At 69.6% G+C, this 17,088-nt stretch carries 14 protein-coding genes; 10 read left to right on the top strand and 4 right to left on the bottom strand.

The window, feature by feature from the left end; all coding sequences use genetic code 11:
• The first annotated feature begins 3 nt into the window (after positions 1-3).
• The 3 genes from MWN33_RS10950 to MWN33_RS10940 all read left to right on the top strand — a co-directional run bounded on the left by MWN33_RS10950 (position 4) and on the right by MWN33_RS10940 (position 3,728).
• Positions 4-1,086 (top strand): BMP family ABC transporter substrate-binding protein, encoded by a 1,083-nt coding sequence (locus MWN33_RS10950; RefSeq protein WP_247200535.1) that lies wholly within the window; start codon positions 4-6, stop codon positions 1,084-1,086.
• 147 nt (positions 1,087-1,233) lie between these two features.
• Positions 1,234-2,514: an allantoate amidohydrolase gene (locus MWN33_RS10945; protein ID WP_247200534.1), complete on the top strand. Its 1,281-nt coding sequence runs from the start codon at positions 1,234-1,236 to the stop codon at positions 2,512-2,514.
• Positions 2,511-3,728 carry an ArgE/DapE family deacylase gene (locus tag MWN33_RS10940; protein WP_247200533.1) on the top strand — a complete coding sequence of 406 codons (1,218 nt, stop codon included), beginning with the start codon at positions 2,511-2,513 and terminating at the stop codon, positions 3,726-3,728. The genes MWN33_RS10945 and MWN33_RS10940 overlap by 4 nt, the downstream gene beginning before the upstream one ends.
• 225 nt (positions 3,729-3,953) lie before the next feature.
• Here the strand turns inward: MWN33_RS10940 and rimO are convergent, their stop codons facing one another.
• The 3 genes from rimO to MWN33_RS10925 all read right to left on the bottom strand — a co-directional run bounded on the left by rimO (position 3,954) and on the right by MWN33_RS10925 (position 6,472).
• Positions 3,954-5,312, bottom strand: a complete 1,359-nt coding sequence (gene rimO / locus MWN33_RS10935; RefSeq protein WP_247200532.1) for a 30S ribosomal protein S12 methylthiotransferase RimO — start codon at positions 5,310-5,312, stop codon at positions 3,954-3,956.
• Positions 5,313-5,423: 111 nt separating this feature from the next.
• Positions 5,424-5,753 carry a heme-degrading protein HmuQ gene (gene hmuQ / locus MWN33_RS10930; RefSeq protein WP_247200531.1) on the bottom strand — a complete coding sequence of 110 codons (330 nt, stop codon included), beginning with the start codon at positions 5,751-5,753 and terminating at the stop codon, positions 5,424-5,426.
• Positions 5,754-5,902: 149 nt separating this feature from the next.
• Complete coding sequence (locus tag MWN33_RS10925; RefSeq protein WP_247200530.1) at positions 5,903-6,472, bottom strand: hypothetical protein; 570 nt, start codon at positions 6,470-6,472, stop codon at positions 5,903-5,905.
• Positions 6,473-7,024: 552 nt separating this feature from the next.
• Between MWN33_RS10925 and MWN33_RS10920 the strand changes: the two genes are divergently transcribed.
• From MWN33_RS10920 to cydC, 4 genes are all read left to right on the top strand, one after another.
• The gene (locus MWN33_RS10920; protein WP_247200529.1) at positions 7,025-7,300 is read left to right on the top strand and encodes a hypothetical protein; all 276 of its coding nucleotides are present in this window, start codon (positions 7,025-7,027) and stop codon (positions 7,298-7,300) included.
• 118 nt (positions 7,301-7,418) lie between these two features.
• Entirely contained in the window at positions 7,419-8,186 is a 768-nt protein-coding gene (locus MWN33_RS10915) for a hypothetical protein (RefSeq protein WP_247200528.1), read from the top strand.
• Between the two features lie 111 nt (positions 8,187-8,297).
• The gene (gene cydD, locus MWN33_RS10910; RefSeq protein ID WP_247200527.1) at positions 8,298-9,998 is read left to right on the top strand and encodes a thiol reductant ABC exporter subunit CydD; all 1,701 of its coding nucleotides are present in this window, start codon (positions 8,298-8,300) and stop codon (positions 9,996-9,998) included.
• On the top strand, positions 9,995-11,683 hold the full coding sequence (cydC, locus tag MWN33_RS10905) for a thiol reductant ABC exporter subunit CydC (protein WP_247200526.1): 1,689 nt from the start codon (positions 9,995-9,997) through the stop codon (positions 11,681-11,683). Before cydD ends, cydC begins: the two co-directional genes overlap by 4 nt.
• Before the next feature lie 42 nt (positions 11,684-11,725).
• On the opposite strand, the gene MWN33_RS10900 is transcribed toward cydC, so the two are convergent.
• Positions 11,726-12,514, bottom strand: coding sequence for an alpha/beta hydrolase (locus MWN33_RS10900; RefSeq protein WP_425531992.1), 789 nt, complete (start codon positions 12,512-12,514; stop codon positions 11,726-11,728).
• A gap of 359 nt (positions 12,515-12,873) precedes the next feature.
• Here MWN33_RS10900 and MWN33_RS10895 point away from each other — a divergent pair, with 359 nt between their 5' ends.
• The 3 genes from MWN33_RS10895 (at position 12,874) to ligD (ending at position 17,085) form a co-directional block, all read left to right on the top strand.
• Positions 12,874-13,437: a type 1 glutamine amidotransferase domain-containing protein gene (locus MWN33_RS10895; RefSeq protein ID WP_247200525.1), complete on the top strand. Its 564-nt coding sequence runs from the start codon at positions 12,874-12,876 to the stop codon at positions 13,435-13,437.
• 135 nt (positions 13,438-13,572) lie between these two features.
• Positions 13,573-14,484 (top strand): non-homologous end joining protein Ku, encoded by a 912-nt coding sequence (ku, locus tag MWN33_RS10890; RefSeq protein ID WP_247200524.1) that lies wholly within the window; start codon positions 13,573-13,575, stop codon positions 14,482-14,484.
• A gap of 3 nt (positions 14,485-14,487) precedes the next feature.
• Positions 14,488-17,085 (top strand): DNA ligase D, encoded by a 2,598-nt coding sequence (gene ligD, locus MWN33_RS10885; RefSeq protein WP_247200523.1) that lies wholly within the window; start codon positions 14,488-14,490, stop codon positions 17,083-17,085.
• Positions 17,086-17,088 lie beyond the last annotated feature (3 nt).

The raw sequence follows: 17,088 nt of genomic DNA, 5'->3' as shown, positions 1-17,088 counted from the left end.
TTCATGCGCAAGATTCTCTCCATGGCGGTCGCCGCCGCCACGGGCTTCGCCCTCATGGGCGGACTGCCGGAGGCGAAGGCGGCGGAGAAGCTGAAGGCCGCCTGGGTCTATATCGGCCCCGTCGGGGATTTCGGCTGGACCTACCAGCACGATCAGGGCCGCAAGGCGGTGGAGAAGGAACTTGGCGACAAGGTGGAGACCACCTATGTCGAGAACGTGCCCGAGGGCCCGGACGCCGAGCGCGTGATCGAACAGCTCGCCCGCGCCGGCAACAAGATCATCTTCACCACGTCCTTCGGCTACATGGAGCCGACGCTGAAGGTGGCCAAGCGCCACCCCAAGGTGTTCTTCGAGCACGCCACCGGCTACAAGCGCGACAAGAACATGGCGACCTACAACGCCAAGTTCCATGAGGGCCGCTACGTCCTCGGCCAGATCGCCGCCAAGATGTCGAAGACCGGCACGGTCGGCTACATCGCCTCCTTCCCGATCCCGGAAGTCATCTCCGGCATCAACTCGCTGATGCTCGGCGCGCAGTCGATCAACCCCGACATGAAGATCAAGATCGTCTGGGTGAATTCGTGGTTCGACCCGGCCAAGGAAGCCGACGCCGCCAAGGCGCTGATCGACCAGGGCGCCGACGTGATCTCCCAGCACACCGACAGCCCCGCCGCCATGCAGGCCGCGGAGGCCGGTGGCGCCAAGGCCTTCGGCCAGGCCTCCGACATGATCTCCTTCGGCCCGAAGGCGCAGCTCACCTCCATCGTCGACAACTGGGCGCCGTACTACATCAAGCGCGTCAAGCAGGCGCTGGACGGCACCTGGACCTCCACCGACACCTGGGCCGGCATGAAGGACGGCGAGGTCGTCATGGCGCCCTACACCAACATGCCCGACGACGTGAAGAAGCTGGCCGAGGAGACGCAGGCCGCCATCACCGCCGGCACGCTCAACCCCTTCAAGGGCCCGATCTACAACCAGAAGGGCGAGATGGTGGTGAAGGAAGGCGAGGCCCTGCCGGACAAGGATATCCTTTCGATGAACTGGTACGTGAAGGGCATCGACGACAAGGTGCCCGGCCAGTAGGCCCGGCGGTTCCCTGAATCGGAGGGTGGCGCCGCTCCGGCCGCGCCGCCCTCGTTGCCAAAGGCCCCGCCATATGCGATTGCCGTCACAGGCGGATGGCGGCAGCGACGATGCCCGCCGCCGGGCGAGAGGCGCAGCGTCGACGACATGAGAATACCCGTGGACATCGCCGCGCTTGGCAGCCGCGCCGCCGCGATGATCGAAGAACTCGGCGCGATCTCCGCCAGCCCGGACAATCTCACCCGCCTTTTCCTGACGCCCGAGCACCGGCGCGCCGCCGATCTCGTCGCCCGCTGGATGAGCGAGGCCGGGCTCGTCGTTGATGAGGACGCGCTCGGCACGGTGCGCGGCGGCTGGCACCCGGCCGGACCCGATGCTCCCCGCCTGCTGATCGGCTCGCATATCGACACGGTGGTCAACGCCGGCAAGTATGATGGCGCCATGGGCGTCATCCTCGGCATTCTCGCGGTCGCGGAGATCGCCCGCGCGGGGCTCGCCCCCTCCTACGGCATCGACGTGCTGGCCTTCGGCGATGAGGAAGGCACGCGCTTTCCGACCACGCTGTCCTCGTCTGCAGCCGCCGCCGGCATCTTTCCGCCGGCCAGCCTCGCCGGCGTCGATGGCGACGGGGTGAGCCTGCGCGAGGCGCTCCTGGCCTATGGCAAGAACCCCGACGACATTCCTTCCGCCGCCTACGATCCCTCCAAGGTCATCGCCTATGTTGAGGCGCATATCGAGCAGGGGCCGGTACTGGAAGCCGAGGGCGAGCCGCTCGGCGTCGTCACCGCCATTGCCGGCGCCTCCCGCCTCTCGGTGACCGTGACGGGCGAAGCGGGCCATGCCGGCACCGTGCCTATGCGCATGCGACACGACGCGCTGCCCGGCGCCGCCGAGATGGCGCTGGAGGTGGAGCGCATCGCGCGCGCCGACCGCCACGGCATGGTGGCGACCGTCGGGCGCATGCACGTCGAGCCCGGCTCGGTGAACGTCATCCCCTCGCGCGTCGTCTTCACCGTCGACCTGCGGTCCGGCTCCGATGATTCGCGGCGCGAGGCGCTGACCCGCTTCGAGCGCGAGGCGCACCGCATCGCCGACCGGCGCGGGCTGGGCGTCGTCATTTCCGCCTTCCACGAGGTGGCGACGGTGCCGTGCTATCGCGACCTGCAGCTGCGCCTGCGCAACGCCGCCGCCGACCTCGGCCATCGCACTCCCTCGCTCGCCTCCGGTGCCGGGCACGATGGGCAGGCGATGTCGAAGCTGTGCCCGGTCGGTATGCTGTTCGTACGCTGCCGCGGCGGCATCAGCCATAACCCGGCGGAATACACCTCGCCCGAGGATATGGGGCTGGCAGCCGCCGCCCTGATCCGTTTCATCGAACGCTTCCAGCTCCCGCAACTCGACGGCGGCCCAAACGGAGCACAGACGTGAGCAACCCCGACGAGACGCAGGCGCTGGCCCGCGAGGTCGATTTCCTGAAAGAGCTGGTGCGCGTGCCGAGCGACAACCCGCCCGGCGACTGCGCGCCGCACGCGGAAGTGGCCGGCCGGCTGCTGGAGGAACTCGGCTTCACCGTCGAGCGCCATGTAGTGCCCGAGCCCTTCGTGAAGGCGAACGGCATGAAGTCGGTGGTCAACCTCGTGGTGCGCGAGAGCTTCGGCAGCGGCAAGGGGCCGGTGATCGCGCTCAACGCCCATGGCGACGTGGTGCCGCCGGGCGAAGGCTGGACCTTCGACCCCTATGGCGCAGAGGAGAAGAGCGGGGCGATCTACGGGCGCGGTGCCGCCGTCTCGAAATCAGACTTCGCCACCTACACCTTCGCCCTGCTGGGGCTGAAGGAGCGGCCGGAAGGGCTCGATGGGACGGTCGAGCTGCATTTCACCTATGACGAGGAAGCCGGCGGCTTCGTCGGCCCGAAATGGCTGCTGGAGCACGGCATCTCCAAGCCCGACCTCGCCGTCTCGGCCGGCTTCTCCTATGCCATCGTCGTCTCACACAATGGCGCGCTGCACCTTGAGATCGTGGTGCGGGGCAAGCAGGCGCATGCCGCGCTGCCGGAGACCGGCGCCGACGCGCTGGAGGCCGCGACCGTCATCCTCACCGCCATCTATGCCGAGCGCCAGCGGCTCTACGGCATCACCAGCGCGACGCCCGGTATCGGTTCGCCCAAGATCACGGTCGGCCTCATCTCGGGCGGCATCAACACCAATGTGGTGCCCGACCGCATCACGCTGCGCGTCGACCGCCGGCTGACGCCGGAGGAGGACGGAGCGAGCGTCGAGAAGGAGCTGAACGCGCTGGTCGAGGCCGCCGTCGCCGGCCGGCCGGGCATCGAGATCGAGTGCCGCCGCATCATCCTCGCCGAGCCGCTGCGCACCCTGCCGGGCACGGAGAAGCTGGTCGAGACGATCCAGAAGCACGCGGCCGAGGTGCTGGGCGAGACGCCGCCGGCGACCGCCGTGCCGCTTTACACCGACGCGCGCCACTACACGGCGGCCGGTGTGCCGACAGTGCTCTACGGCGCCGGGCCGCGCTCCATCCTCGAAGCCAACGCCCACGCAGCGGATGAGCATGTGCGCGTCAGCGACCTGAAGGCGGCGACGCAGGTAATCGAAGCCTCGCTGCGCGATCTGCTGAAGGTGTAGGGCGCATTGCGGCATCATCGGTATCCGCATTTCGCCCGTCATCCCCGGGCTTGACCCGGGGATCCACGACTTTCGGTCGCGAGTGAAGACGTGGATGGCCGGGTCAGGCCAGGCTATGACGATGCTCTATTCCAGCCCTTCATCCCGGCCGCAGCCCGCAGGGCGAAGAGCCGGGATACGGCCTGTCGGCCGTTCCGGGATCGTTACTCGGACGAAGGAAGGCGCTCAGAACCCGACAGCCGTGCCGTGCAGGTCGTAGGCGTCGGCGCGCTCGATCTTCACCGTGACGATCTCGCCGACGCGCAGCGGGCGCCGCGCGGCGACGTGGACGTGGCCGTCGATTTCCGGCGCATCCGCCTTGGAACGGCCGATAGCGACGGTCGGGCCCACGGAATCGATGATGACCTGCTGGCGGGTGCCGACCTTGCGCCTGAGGCGTCGGGCGGAGACGCGCTGCTGCACCTCCATGAAGCGCTTCCAGCGGGCTTCCTTCACCTCCTCGGGGATCGCCGCGCCGAGATCATTGGCCGGGGCACCGGCGACGGGCTCGTATTTGAAACAGCCCACGCGGTCGAGCTCGGCCTCGTCGAGGAAGTCGATGAGTTCCTCGAACTCGGCTTCCGTCTCGCCGGGGAAGCCGACGATGAAGGTCGAGCGCAAGGTGAGGTCGGGGCAGGCGGCGCGCCAGGCCTGGATGCGGGCGAGGGTCTTCTCCTGAGCCGCCGGCCGCTTCATGCGCTTGAGCACGCTGGGCGAGGCATGCTGGAAGGGAATGTCGAGATAGGGAAGGATCACCCCATCCGACATCAGCCCGATCACCTCGTCGACGTGAGGGTAGGGGTAGACATAGTGCATGCGCACCCAAGCGCCGAGCGAACCGAGCTCACGCGCCAGGTCGAGGAAGCGCGCGCGCACCTCCCGGTCTTTCCACTGGCTCGTCGCGTACTTCACGTCGACCCCGTAGGCCGAGGTGTCCTGCGAGATGACGAGCAGTTCCTTCACCCCGGCGCCGACCAGACGCTCGGCCTCACGCAGCACGTCGGCGGCGGGACGACTGACCAGATCGCCGCGCAGCTTGGGGATGATGCAGAAGGTGCAGCGATTGTTGCAACCCTCTGAAATCTTGAGATACGCGTAGTGGCGCGGGGTGAGCTTGATGCCCTGCGGCGGCACCAGATCGACGAAGGGATCGTGCGTCGGTGGCACCGCCTGATGCACCGCCGCCAGCACGCTCTCATATTGCTGCGGGCCGGTGACGGCGAGCACGCCGGGATGCACGTCGCGGATCTGCTCGGGCTCGGCGCCCATGCAGCCGGTGACGATGACCTTGCCGTTCTCCTTCAGCGCGTCGCCGATGGCGGCGAGGCTTTCGGCCTTGGCGCTGTCGAGGAAGCCGCAGGTGTTGACGATGACGAGGTCGGCGCCCTCGTGGTGGCGCGACAGCTCGTAGCCTTCCGAGCGCAGGCTGGTGATGATGCGCTCGCTGTCGACCAGCGCCTTCGGGCAGCCGAGCGAGACGAAGGAGATGCGGGGCGCGTCACCGCGCGCGGAAGGAGAGGCGTCGGTCGACGCGATAGCGGCCATGATCGGTGCGGCACCCGGATTTTCTGGATCGCGAGCGGTTAAGCCACGCGCCCCGATCCGTCAACCGCGTCCGGCGCGCGCCAGCCGCGCCTCGCCGTCATGTGAGCCCTGTCAGGCCGCCTTGCCGCCCGCCTGCTGGGCGAGAACGCTGTCGAACAGCTCCAGTTCGGGATGGCCGAGATAGAGGGGCTTGTTGGCGCCGGCGCTGCGATGGGCGTTGCGGAACTCCTCCGAGCGCGTCCAGGCCTCGAAGTCGGCGCGCGAGCTCCAGACCGAATGCGAGGCGTAGAGCGTGTGGTCGTCCTTCGTGGCGCCCCGCAGCAGATCGAACGAGACGAAGCCGGGCACGCGGGCGAGATAGCTGTCGCGCTGGCGCCAGACGGCCTCGAAATCCGCCTCCGAGCCGAGCCTGACCTTGAAGCGGTTCATGGCGAGGAACATGGCACTCTCCTTATCTCCACCGGCGCAGGAGACTTAACCCAACGCGGCGCCGGGGTCGATTCCGGGAGCGCGGCAGGCCGGACGGCGGCAAAAAAGAAGGGCGGCTTTCGCCGCCCGCCGATATCCGGGAGAGACATCCGGTCTCGGGTCTACTTCAGCTTGTCGACGTCGATGCCGAAGGTGACGGCGCCGATGGCGACATCCTTGTCGGAGATGGTCACGCTCACCTGAGCGATCTTCTTGCCGTCCTCTTCCTCGACCTTGTCGACGAAGATCGTGCCCGGACCCACACCGTAGGTCTTCTGCCACTTGGCCTCGTCAGCCTGCCACAGGTCCGACGTGCCGTCGGTCTGGCCGACATTGAGGCCGCGATTGTCCATCACGAAGGCTTCCGTGATCACGCCGCCAGACGCGTCCCGCTTCACGATGAGGAATTCGGACAGCTTGTTCTTGCGGACCGGATCGACAACTGCCGGATCCTTCGCCACCCACGCCTTGTCGAGCGCGGCGATGTCTTCCTGCATCAGGCGTTTGTGGGCCTTGTTGGACTCGATGATGGCGGCGATGACCAGCGGGTCGCTCAGCCAGGGCTGGATGTTCTTCTGCACATAGGCCGTCGCCGGCTTCACATGCGGGGCCTCTTCCTGCGCGAAGGCGGGAGCGGCGACGAGGATGCTCGCGGCCGCGGCGAGCATGCTGAACCTGTGGCGGATGTTCATTTGTGTTTCCTCCTCACGGACGGTCTTTATGCCGTCCGCTGCCACCCTAGCATGGTGTAACGTCGACCTCGCAAGAGCTATTCGACGCTGCGCAGCAGCAAAAATAATGCATTCATCTCGCCAACGCGAAATATTTGTGAGGTTTTTAGTATTCACATTGCTTAAGTCGGGCGCACGAAAGCGATTTCAGGTAAGTATTCGACGTGACGGCGCCAAAGCCGCTGCGGAACAGTGTCGCTCGATGCGACACAGGGTCTGAGCGCCCGACCGGTGCACCCTTAAGCATTTCCGGTTTGTTTATTTGCTCGACTAAACATTGAACGGACGGTGGCATGCCACATTCCATGTACGATGCGCCATATTCTTCATGAAAGACTTCAGCATCACCGGAACGTGTCCATGAAAAGCGGCTCTTTGCGGCTTTTACGGTAGTCCGTCCTTGACCGCGTCATTGCTGCGCCAAATTGCCATGCAACAAGACGACACGACCGACGAGGGAACGGTCTCGCCCCCGGCGGCACGACACAAGAGCCGAGCACAGGGAGATACGAGATGATGAACACCACCGGCAGCAGGGAGCTTCGGCGCCAGCCGATCCACGTCCGCATCGGACAGGAGGACATCGAGATCGCCTCGCTCGACGGCGCCATCGACCTCATCCGATCGCTCCGCCACGACCGTCTCGGCCATTTCGCCGAGATGCTTCTCGCCCAGATGGAATCAGCACGCCTGCCGGAACAGCGCGAGAAGGCGTGGGTCGCCTTCGAGACCTGGGCCGACGCCTGCCAGCTCCGCAACGACGAGCGCCACTGGAGCCACGCCGCCTGAACGGCCGGCACGCGGGGAGGGGGATACCGCTCTCCCCGCCGGAAATGTGGTTGGCGGCCCGCCGGGCCTTGCGATAGACCTGTGCAGGGGACGACCTTCTGCCGGACGAGCTATCGCCTTGAAGACCAAACTGATCGCCATCGCCCTGCTGCTGGCGGGGATGGCACCCGCGGTGGCGCAGGCGCCCTCGGGCACGCCGAACTCCGCCACCGCCGAAGAGCCGGCCCCGGCGCCCGAGCCGCCGCTGGTGCTGCTGCTCGACGGGCTCGGCGTCTATATCGAGAATGACTATATCGGCGTGTCCGCGCTCGCCCGCCCGCTGCAGGAGCAGGGCTTCCGCACGCGAACCGATTCGCACCTGATGACCAAGACGCAAGGGCTGGTGCCGGACATCATCATCGGCCATTCCATGGGCGGCGAGACCGCGCTGCGCTATTCCCGCAGCCTCGCGCGGGCCGGGTACCCCGCCCCGCTCGTCATCACCGTGGACGCCGCGCCGGCACCTCCCGCCTGCGCCGTGCCGCGCTGCATCAACATCGCCGGCCCCGGATTCGCGCAGGTGCGCGGGGCCACCAATATCAGCGCCTGGGCCTCCGGCGCGCGCTTCACCAGCCACGCCCAGCTACCGACCCACCCGGCCGTGCGCCAGCTCATCCTGAAGGAGACCGGCGCGTGGATGGCCTCCCGCCGTGCCGCGCTCGTCGCGGCGAACGCGGCGGCCGGCAAGCCGGGCAAGAAGCCCGCGCCACCATCGACGGCTCAGGCCCCTGCCGCATCCGCACCGGCGCCCGCGCCTTCGCAGAGCTGGAGCCTTCCCGGCTGGAGCGTGCCCAACTGGCAGGTTCCCGGCTGGACCGTGCCGGGCGTGACCGGCCGCGGCGGCTGAACGGGCGGCACGCACCGGGACGCCATGTCCTGTTTCGAAGCCTCGTCCGGCGACGTAGCTTGCGCTTCCGCCGGCCTGACGTTCCGGCCGCAACCGGACAGGGCGCAGCACATGCCGGCCGATATGACCGCGAGCACCGACTTCGCCGCCGACGCGGCCGACGCATCGGCGCGGACCCTTCGCCGCGCCGGGCTGGTCCATGCCGTCGCGCCACTGCTGTGGATCGGGCAGGCGGCCCTTCTGAGCCGTGTCGTCGCCGACGACATCGCCGCCGGTTCCGGCAGCGCGAGCACCGCGCTGCTGCCGGCCCTCGCCATCGCGGCGCTCGGCATCGGACGGACACTGCTTGAGGCATGTGCCGGCCGGCTTGCCTTTCGCGCCGCGCGATCGGAACTCTCGCGCCTGCGCTACGAGGCCGCCCGGACGCTGGCGCACGGTTCGCCGCTCGATATCGCGCGCGCGCCCTCCGGCCGTGCCGCCAGCACGCTGGCGGAACAGGCCGAGGCGGTGCTGCCCTATCTCGCCCGCTTCGGCCCGGCGCGGCTACGCGCCGCGCTGGTGCCGCTGGTGCTGTTTGCCGTCGTGCTGTGGTTCTCCTGGGCAGCCGCGCTGGTACTCGCGCTGACCGCCCCTTTCATCCCTTTCTTCATGGCGCTGATCGGCCTGCGGGCGCAGGCGGCGAGCGAGGAACAGCTCGTCGCCCTCGGCGGCATGAACGCCTTCCTGCTCGACCGGCTGCGCGGCCTCGCCACCCTCCGCGCGCACAAGGCGGTGGACGACACGGCGCGGCGGCTGCGCACGGATGCCGAGAACCTGCGCCGCCGCACCATGAAGGTGCTGCGCATCGCCTTCCTGTCCTCGGCCGTGCTGGAACTGTTCGCCGCCGCCGGCGTCGCCATGGTCGCCGCCTATGTCGGCCTGCACCTTCTCGGCGCGCTGACGTTCGGAAGCTGGGGCGTGCCGCTCGGGCTGGAGCACGGTCTGTTCGTCCTGCTACTGGCGCCGGCCTTCTACGAGCCGCTGCGCGAACTCGCCGCCATCTGGCACGACCGCGCTGCCGGACGCGCGGGTCTGGAGGCGCTGCGGGCGCTGGCGCGCGACGGGGCGACCCTCGTCGGCGGCGACACCCCGCCGGCGGAGGCGGATATCCGGCGCCTGGGTCCCCCGGCCATCGCTTTCGAGGGCGTCGCCTTCCGCCATCCCGGTGCGCCGGCGGCCTTGTTCGAGGATTTCAGCCTCGATGTGGCGCCGGGCGAGCATGTCGCGCTCTTCGCGCCGAGCGGGGCGGGCAAGTCGACGCTGCTGGCGCTCATCGCCGGCCTCGCCGCTCCCGACGCCGGCACGGTGCGGATCGGCGGCGAGGCGCTCGACGCCGCCAGCGCCGGCCGGCTGCGTGCGCGGATGGCCCATGTCGGCCAGTCGCCGCACATCTTCGCCGGCACGCTGAAGGGCAATGCCAGCCTTGGCCGGCCGGGAATCGGGGGCGCCGCGCTCGCAGGCGCTTTCGCCACGGCCAGGCTGGAACATGTGGCCATGGTGCGCGGGCCCGCACCGGTCGGCGAGGCGGGGCGCGGCATGTCCGGCGGCGAGGCGCTGCGCCTCGCGCTCGCCCGCCTCGCGCTCGCGGAGGGCGCCGATCTGCTGCTGGCCGACGAGCCGACCGCCCATCTCGACGCACTGACCGCGCACGAAGTGAGCGACGCGCTGATGTCGCTGGCGCGCGGTCGCACGCTCATCGTCGCCACCCACGATCCGGCGCTGGCGGCGCGGATGGACCGAATCGTGCGGCTGGACGGGGAGGGCGCAGCGTGAGCGATCTTGCGGCGCTGCGCGCCATAATGCGCCTGTTCTTCGCCGGCCGCCGGCGGGCGCTGCTGTCCGGCATCGTGCTGGCGGCGCTCGCCTTCGCCTCCGGCATCGCGCTGCTCGGCCTCGCCGGCTGGTTCATCACCGCGACCGCCATTGCCGGCGCGAGCGCCGCCAGCGCGCTCGCCTTCGACCTGTTCGCACCCTCGGCGGGCATCCGCTTCTTCGCCCTGTCGCGCACGGCGACCCGCTATGCCGAGCGGGTGGTGACGCACGACGCCACGCTCGCCGTGCTGGCGGCGCTGCGCGAGCGGCTGTTTCGCGGCTGGGCGGCGGCGGGGGCCGCCGGACGGCTCGCCAGCCGGCCGACGGCGCTGCTGTTCCGGCTGACCCTCGACATCGACGCGCTGGACTCGCTCTATCTGCGCGTCATCGTGCCGGCCGGCGCGGCGCTGATCGTGACGCTGGGCGCCGCCTTCGTGCTGGCTCTGGTCGATATCCGGCTCGGCCTCGGCTTCGCGCTCCTCGTCCTCACCGGCGGCTTTGCCATCCCGCTCTGGACCGCGCGGGCGGCACGACGCCTCGCCCGGAGACGGGCGCATGCGCTGGAGGTGCTGCGCAGCCGGGCGGTCGATCTCGTCGCCGGGCAAACCGAACTGCTGATGGCTGGCCGGCTCGGCACCCAGCGTGAACGGCTGATGCAGGCGGAGGCCCGGCTGGCGCAGGCCGATGACGCGCTCAACCGAATCGAGACGCGCGCCGGCGCCGCCCTCGCGATCCTCGGCTGGCTGGTGCTGGCGCTCGGCGTCCTCGCGGTTGCCGCCTTGAGCGAGGCGGGATCGGTTGAACCCGCCATCGCCGCCCTCGTGCTGCTGGTGGTGCTGACTGCGCTCGATCCGTTCGGCCTGCTCCGGCGGGGAGCGGTGGAGCTGGAGCGGGCGCTTATCGCCGCGCGCCGCCTCGCCCCGCGCCTTGCGGAGGCCGTTCCGGGAATCGCGGTGAACCCGCCGCCGGCCGGCCTCGCGGTGCGGCTCGAAGGGGCGGAGGTGCGCCCGGAAGGCGCGGCGCGGCCGGCCCTGAGCGGCCTCGATCTGACGGTAGCGGCCGGCGAGCGTATCGGGCTGGTCGGCGCCAGCGGGGCGGGCAAGTCGACGCTTATCGCCGCGCTGGCGGGGGAGGTCGCCGCCACGGGGGGAGCGCTGGAGGCGCTGCCAGCGGCGCAGCTCACCCAGCGCACCGAGCTGTTCCAGGACAGCCTTGCCGACAATCTGCGGATCGCCGCGCCGCACGCCGATGACGCCCAGCTGCTTGCCGCGCTCGCCGCCGCAGGGCTCGGCGAATTCTTAGCGCGGCTGCCGGAGGGTCTGGCGACGAGGCTCGGCGAGGGCGGCCTCGGCCTGTCGGGCGGGCAGGCCCGGCGCCTTGCCCTCGCGCGTCTGCTGCTGAGCGACGCGCCGCTCTGGCTGCTCGACGAACCGACCGAGGGCCTCGACGCGGTGACGGCGGACGAGGTGATGGGCCGCCTGTGGGCGCGGGCGGCCGGGCGAACGGTGATCCTCGCCACCCATCTGGAGCGCGAGGCCGCCGGCGTCGACCGTCTCGCGGTGCTGCGCGACGGCCGTCTTGAGCGGGTGGTGGCGCGCGGCGAACCGGACTTCGCCGGCCTGCTGGCAAGCCTGCGGGCGCGCTGACGCCGCCCTATGCCGGGCGGCATCAGTCGTTTGGACGGAACGTCACTCGGACGCGGAGCCGAGACTGCGCGCGGCGCTCTCGATGACGGCGGCGACCTGTTCGGGGTGCGTCTCGTAAACTGAGTGGCTGGCGCCGGGCACCACGATGAAGGGCGCCTTGGCGCGCTCGTAATAGAAGCGTTCGAGGTCCGGATTGATGATCTGGTCGTCGCCGGCGACGATGCCCCAGCTTGGCTTGGTCTTCCATGCCGCCGCCGTCAGGGGGGTGCCGAACACGCCCTTGGCGGCCAGCACCTGCGAGCGCGCCTCGAAGGTGGCCTGTGCCGACGGCATGTCCGGCGCGAACAGCTTGGGGAACAGCTCCGGCTTGAGATAGGTGAAGCCGTCCGCCGTCACCTCGACGGCTCCCGGGGTCTTCGCCAGCACGCTCGGCATCTTCCGGCCGAGTTCGCCCTCGTCCTCGCCGACATCCGGCGCATGGGCGGCAACATAGACGAGGCCCGCGACCTTCGGGTCGACGCCGGCCTGCGTGATGATCGAGCCACCATAGGAATGGCCGACCAGCAGGGTCGGACCATCCTGCATGTCGATGACACGCTTGGCGGCGGTCACGTCGTCCGCGAAGGAGGTTTCGGGCTCCTGCACCATCGAGACGTTGAAGCCGTCGCGGATCAGGATGTCGTAGACCGGCTTCCAGCCGGAGGCGTCGACCCAGGCACCGTGCACCAGCACGATGTTCTTGACCGGCGCGGCGTCGGCGGCGTGCGCCGGCATGGCGAAAGCGGACAGGCAGGCGAGCAGCGCCGCAGCGCGCAGACGATGGGCAGTCATGGCAGCACCTCTTGGAAGTCGGTTGTCGTTGATGACGGTGAAGACGCCGTGGAAGTCGGCCACCAAGCCGTCCGTCCGCCGGTAAAAGACCTCGCCGAGTGCATCGGCGACCGTGGCTTAACTCTAGGGCACGCCTCGTCCTGAGGTCTTTCGGCGTCGAACGGCCGCGCATGCGTGCGGATCGGAAGTATTGGCCGAGCGGCGCGTCCCGGCGCCCGCCGCACACGCGTGCGAGGAGGGAGCGTCGGTCGGGCGCAGCGGGAACATCGGCCGGAACGGCGCGTTCGTTCCTGGGGCAGGGCGCGGGCGAGGCTTCAGTCTCGGCCGGCTCCGGGGGGCACGTACAGACGGAGAATCCCATGCCGACCATCACTGACGCTCGCGTCCTCATCATCGCCGCCGACGGCTTCGAGCAGTCCGAACTCATGGTGCCGCTCAAGGAGCTGCGTGCCGCCGGCGCCCGCGTCGAGGTGGCCAGCCCGGACGGCAAGGCGATCCGCGGCTGGAAGGACAAGAACTGGGGCGAGACGCTTGAGGCCGACGCCGCCCTGGCCTCCGTGCGCCCGGAGAACTACGACGCGCTCGTCATCCCCGGCGGGCAGATGAACCCGGACGTGCTGCGCGCGGACAAGGACGCGATGGCGATCGTCCGGGCTTTCCTCGACGGCGGCAAGGTCGTCGCCGCCATCTGCCACGGCCCGTGGCTGCTGGTGGAGGCAGACGCGGTGCGCGGGCGCACCGTGACCTCCTACGCCTCGATCCGCACCGATGTGATCAATGCCGGCGGCAAATGGGTCGACCGCGATGTCGCCGCCGATCAGGGCATCATCACCTCGCGCTCGCCGGCCGACCTGAAGGCCTTCGTCGGCAAGATCGTCGAGGAGATCGGCGAAGGGCGGCACGAGCGGCGCAAGGTCGCCTGAGGGCCAGCGACCTGAAAGCACGCGACCGGCGGGCGCCAGCGTGCCCGCCGGTCGTCGGCGATGCCGGTGCTGGAACGCCGGGCGGCAACGCGCGTTAGACCGATGGCGCCGGCATACCGGCAGCGGAGGTGGGGGATGGTCGCGCGGGCGACGTGGAAGGGCTATCTCAAGCTCGGTGAACTGGTCAGCGCCGTGGCGCTCTACACCGGCGTCAGTGCCTCGGAGCGCGTGGCGCTGCACATGGTGAACCGCCGCACCGGCAACCGGCTGTCGCGCCGCTTCATCGACCCGCAGACCGGCGACGAGGTGCCGCGCGACGAACAGGTGAAGGGCTACGAGGTCGCCAGCGACGAATACATCGTGCTGGAGCCGGAAGAAGTCGCCGCCGTGACGCCGCAGGGCGACCGCACGCTGAGCATCGAGAACTTCGTGCCCTGCGGGAAGGTCGACGACCTCTATTTCGAGCGGCCCTATTATCTGCATCCCGCCGCCGACGCCTCGCAGGCGAGTTTCGCGGTCATCCGCGAGGGCCTGCGCGCGAAAAAGGTCGTCGCTATCGCGACAGCGGTGCTGTTCCGCCGGCCGCGCACGTTGCTGATCCGCGCCTATGACGAAGGCCTCGTCGCCACCACGCTGCATTACGACTACGAGGTGCGTTCGGCGGCGGAGGCCTTCGAGGAGATTGGCGAGGTGAAGATCGAGCGCGAGATGCTCGATCTCGCCCGGCACATCATCAAGACCAAGACCGGCGACTTCCGGCCCGAAGCCTTCGAGGACCGCTACGACGACGCGCTGGCCGAGCTGGTGCGCGCCAAGCTGGAAGGCCGCAAGATCCGCGCGCCGAAGAAGCCGGCCGCCAAGGTCGTCAGCCTCATGGACGCGCTCCGCGAAAGCGCCGGCATAGGCGGGAAGGTTGGCAAGGCCGACGCGAAGAAGGCCCCGGCGAAGAAAGCCCCGACCACGAAAGCCGCTTCCGGGAAGTCCCCGGCCCGCAAGGCGTCGGCGACGGCCGCCGCCGGTCGCACGCCGACGCGCAAGGCGGGCTGAGCGATGGCGCTCGACCTCTATCGCCGCAAGCGCGACTTCACCAAGACGGCCGAGCCCGCCGGCAGTGAGACGGCGCAGGCCGGCCACGCCTACCTCATCCAGAAGCACGCCGCCCGGCGCCTGCATTACGACCTGCGGCTGGAGATGGATGGCGTGCTCAAGAGCTGGGCGGTGACGCGCGGTCCCAGCCTGGTGCCCGGCGAGAAGCGCCTCGCCGTGCATGTCGAGGACCATCCGCTCGACTATGGCAGCTTCGAGGGGACCATTCCGAAGGGTCAGTATGGCGGCGGCACCGTCATGCTGTGGGACACCGGAAGCTGGGCGCCCATCGGCGACGCGGCGAAGGGCTATCGCAAGGGCCATCTGGACTTCGAGCTGCACGGAACGAAGCTCAGCGGGCGCTGGCATCTGGTGAGGATGGCGCCGCGCAAGGGCGAGAAGGCCGACAACTGGCTGCTGATCAAGGGCGAGGACGAGGCGGCCCGTCCCGACGACGCGCCCGACATTCTGGAAGCCGCGCCGGATTCGGTGAAGACCGGGCGCACGCTGGACGAGATCACGCAGGGCGCCCCGGCCCATGCGGCCGCCGCCGACCCGCCGAAGAAGGCGGCGAGGCGCGCATCCGCACCATCCGCCAATCCATCCGCCAAGCCGTCGTCCGCCAAAGGGGCCTCGCACAAGGCGGCCTCGCGAAAGGCGGTCATCGGCGTCGGCGCGCCGCTGCCGGATTTCGTCCAGCCGGAACTCGCCACCCTCGTCGCGAAGGCGCCGGCCGGCAAAGACTGGATTCACGAGATCAAGTTCGACGGCTACAGGCTGCAGGCCCGCATCGACAAGGCCGCCACGGGCAAGCGGCGCGTGCGCCTTCTGACGCGCTCCGGCCTCGACTGGACCGGGCGCTTCGGCACCGATCTGGCGCGCGCGCTGGAGGCGCTGCCGTTCGAGAACGCGCTCATCGACGGCGAACTGGTGGTGGAGAGCGGCGCCGGCATCTCCAACTTCAGCCTGCTCCAGCAGGATCTCGCCGAGGACCGCGCCGACCGCTTCACCTACTATGCCTTCGATCTGCTCCATCTCGACGGGCGCGACCTCACCGGCGAAAAGTTGCTGGCACGCAAGGAGCTTCTGGAAGCGCGGCTGAAGGACGCCGCCGGAATCGTGCGCTACAGCGAGCATTTCACCGTCGACGGCGCCACCATGCTGCGCCATGCCTGCCGGCTCAGCCTCGAAGGGCTGGTGTCGAAGCGTGCCGGCGCGCCCTACCACGCCGGGCGCGGGCGGGACTGGGTGAAGTCGAAATGCGCCTTCCGACAGGAATTCGTCATCGGCGGCTATGTGCCCTCGACGGCCAACCGCAGCGCCGTCGGCTCGCTCCTGCTCGGCGTTTACGAGGAGCGCCGGCTGCGCCATGTCGGCCGGGTCGGCACCGGCTTCTCGCAGCGTGTCGCCAGGGAGCTGTATGAGCGGCTCGATGCGCTGCGGCGCGAACGCAGCCCTTTCGCCGGCACGTTGAGCGCGGAGGAGCGGCGCGGCGCCGTCTTCGTGGCGCCCGAACTCGTCGCCGAGGTCGAATTTCGCGGCTGGACGGGCGACCAGCACCTGCGCCACGCTGCCTTTCGCGGGTTGCGCGAGGACAAGCCGGCGCGCGAGATCGTCCGCGAGGTCACACGGGACGAAAACGGGCCGGAGGGCAGTGACATGGCGACCGCGCCGCGCTCGCGGGTGAAGCTGACGCACCCCGACCGCATCTACTGGCCCGAGGACGGCATCACCAAGCAGGGGCTGGCCGACTATTACGCCGAGGTCTGGCGCTTCATCGCGCCCTTCGTCGTCGCCCGGCCGCTCGCCCTGCTGCGCTGCCCGGACGGCATCGTGGAGGCCTGCTTCTTCCAGAAGCATTCGTGGCGCGGGATGAACAAGGCCATCAAGGTCTCGAACGACACGGACGGTGAGGAACTCCTCCACATCGACGACCTCGACGGGCTGATCGCGCTGGTGCAGTCCGGGGCGCTCGAAATCCACCCCTGGGGCGCGACGCTGGCCGATATCGAGCGGCCCGACACGCTGATCTTCGACCTCGATCCCGCCGAGGGCGTCGGCTGGCCGGCGGTGGTGGCGGGTGCCCGCGCCGTGCGGGAGCGGCTGGAGGCGCAGGGCCTGCCGGCCTTCCTCAAGACCTCGGGCGGCAAGGGACTGCATGTCGTCGTCCCGTTGAAACCCGCCGCGCGCTGGGACGCGGCCAAGGCCTTCGCCAAGGGCCTCGCCGAGGACATGGCCGCCGACGAGCCCGACCGCTACATCGCGGTCGCCACCAAGGCGCGACGCACCGGGCGCATCTTCATCGACTATCTGCGCAACGGGCGAGGCGCCACCGCCGTCGCCACCTATTGCCCGCGTGCCCGCGCCGGAGCGGGCATCTCCATGCCCATCGCGTGGGAGGAGCTGGATGAGATCGCCGGCGCGGCGCAGTTCACCCTCGCCGACGCGCCCGCACGCCTCGCCAACCTCGCCGCCGATCCCTGGGCGGACTTCCGCGCTGCCGCCGTGCCGTTGCCGGAAGCGCCGGCCGGCCGCCGGCGAACCGCGCGTCGGAAAGGCTGACCT

The sequence above is a fragment of the Ancylobacter koreensis genome (assembly GCF_023016525.1).
GTDB classification, from domain to species: Bacteria; Pseudomonadota; Alphaproteobacteria; order Rhizobiales; family Xanthobacteraceae; genus Ancylobacter; species Ancylobacter koreensis.
This window is presented reverse-complemented; position numbering and strand designations above follow the sequence as displayed.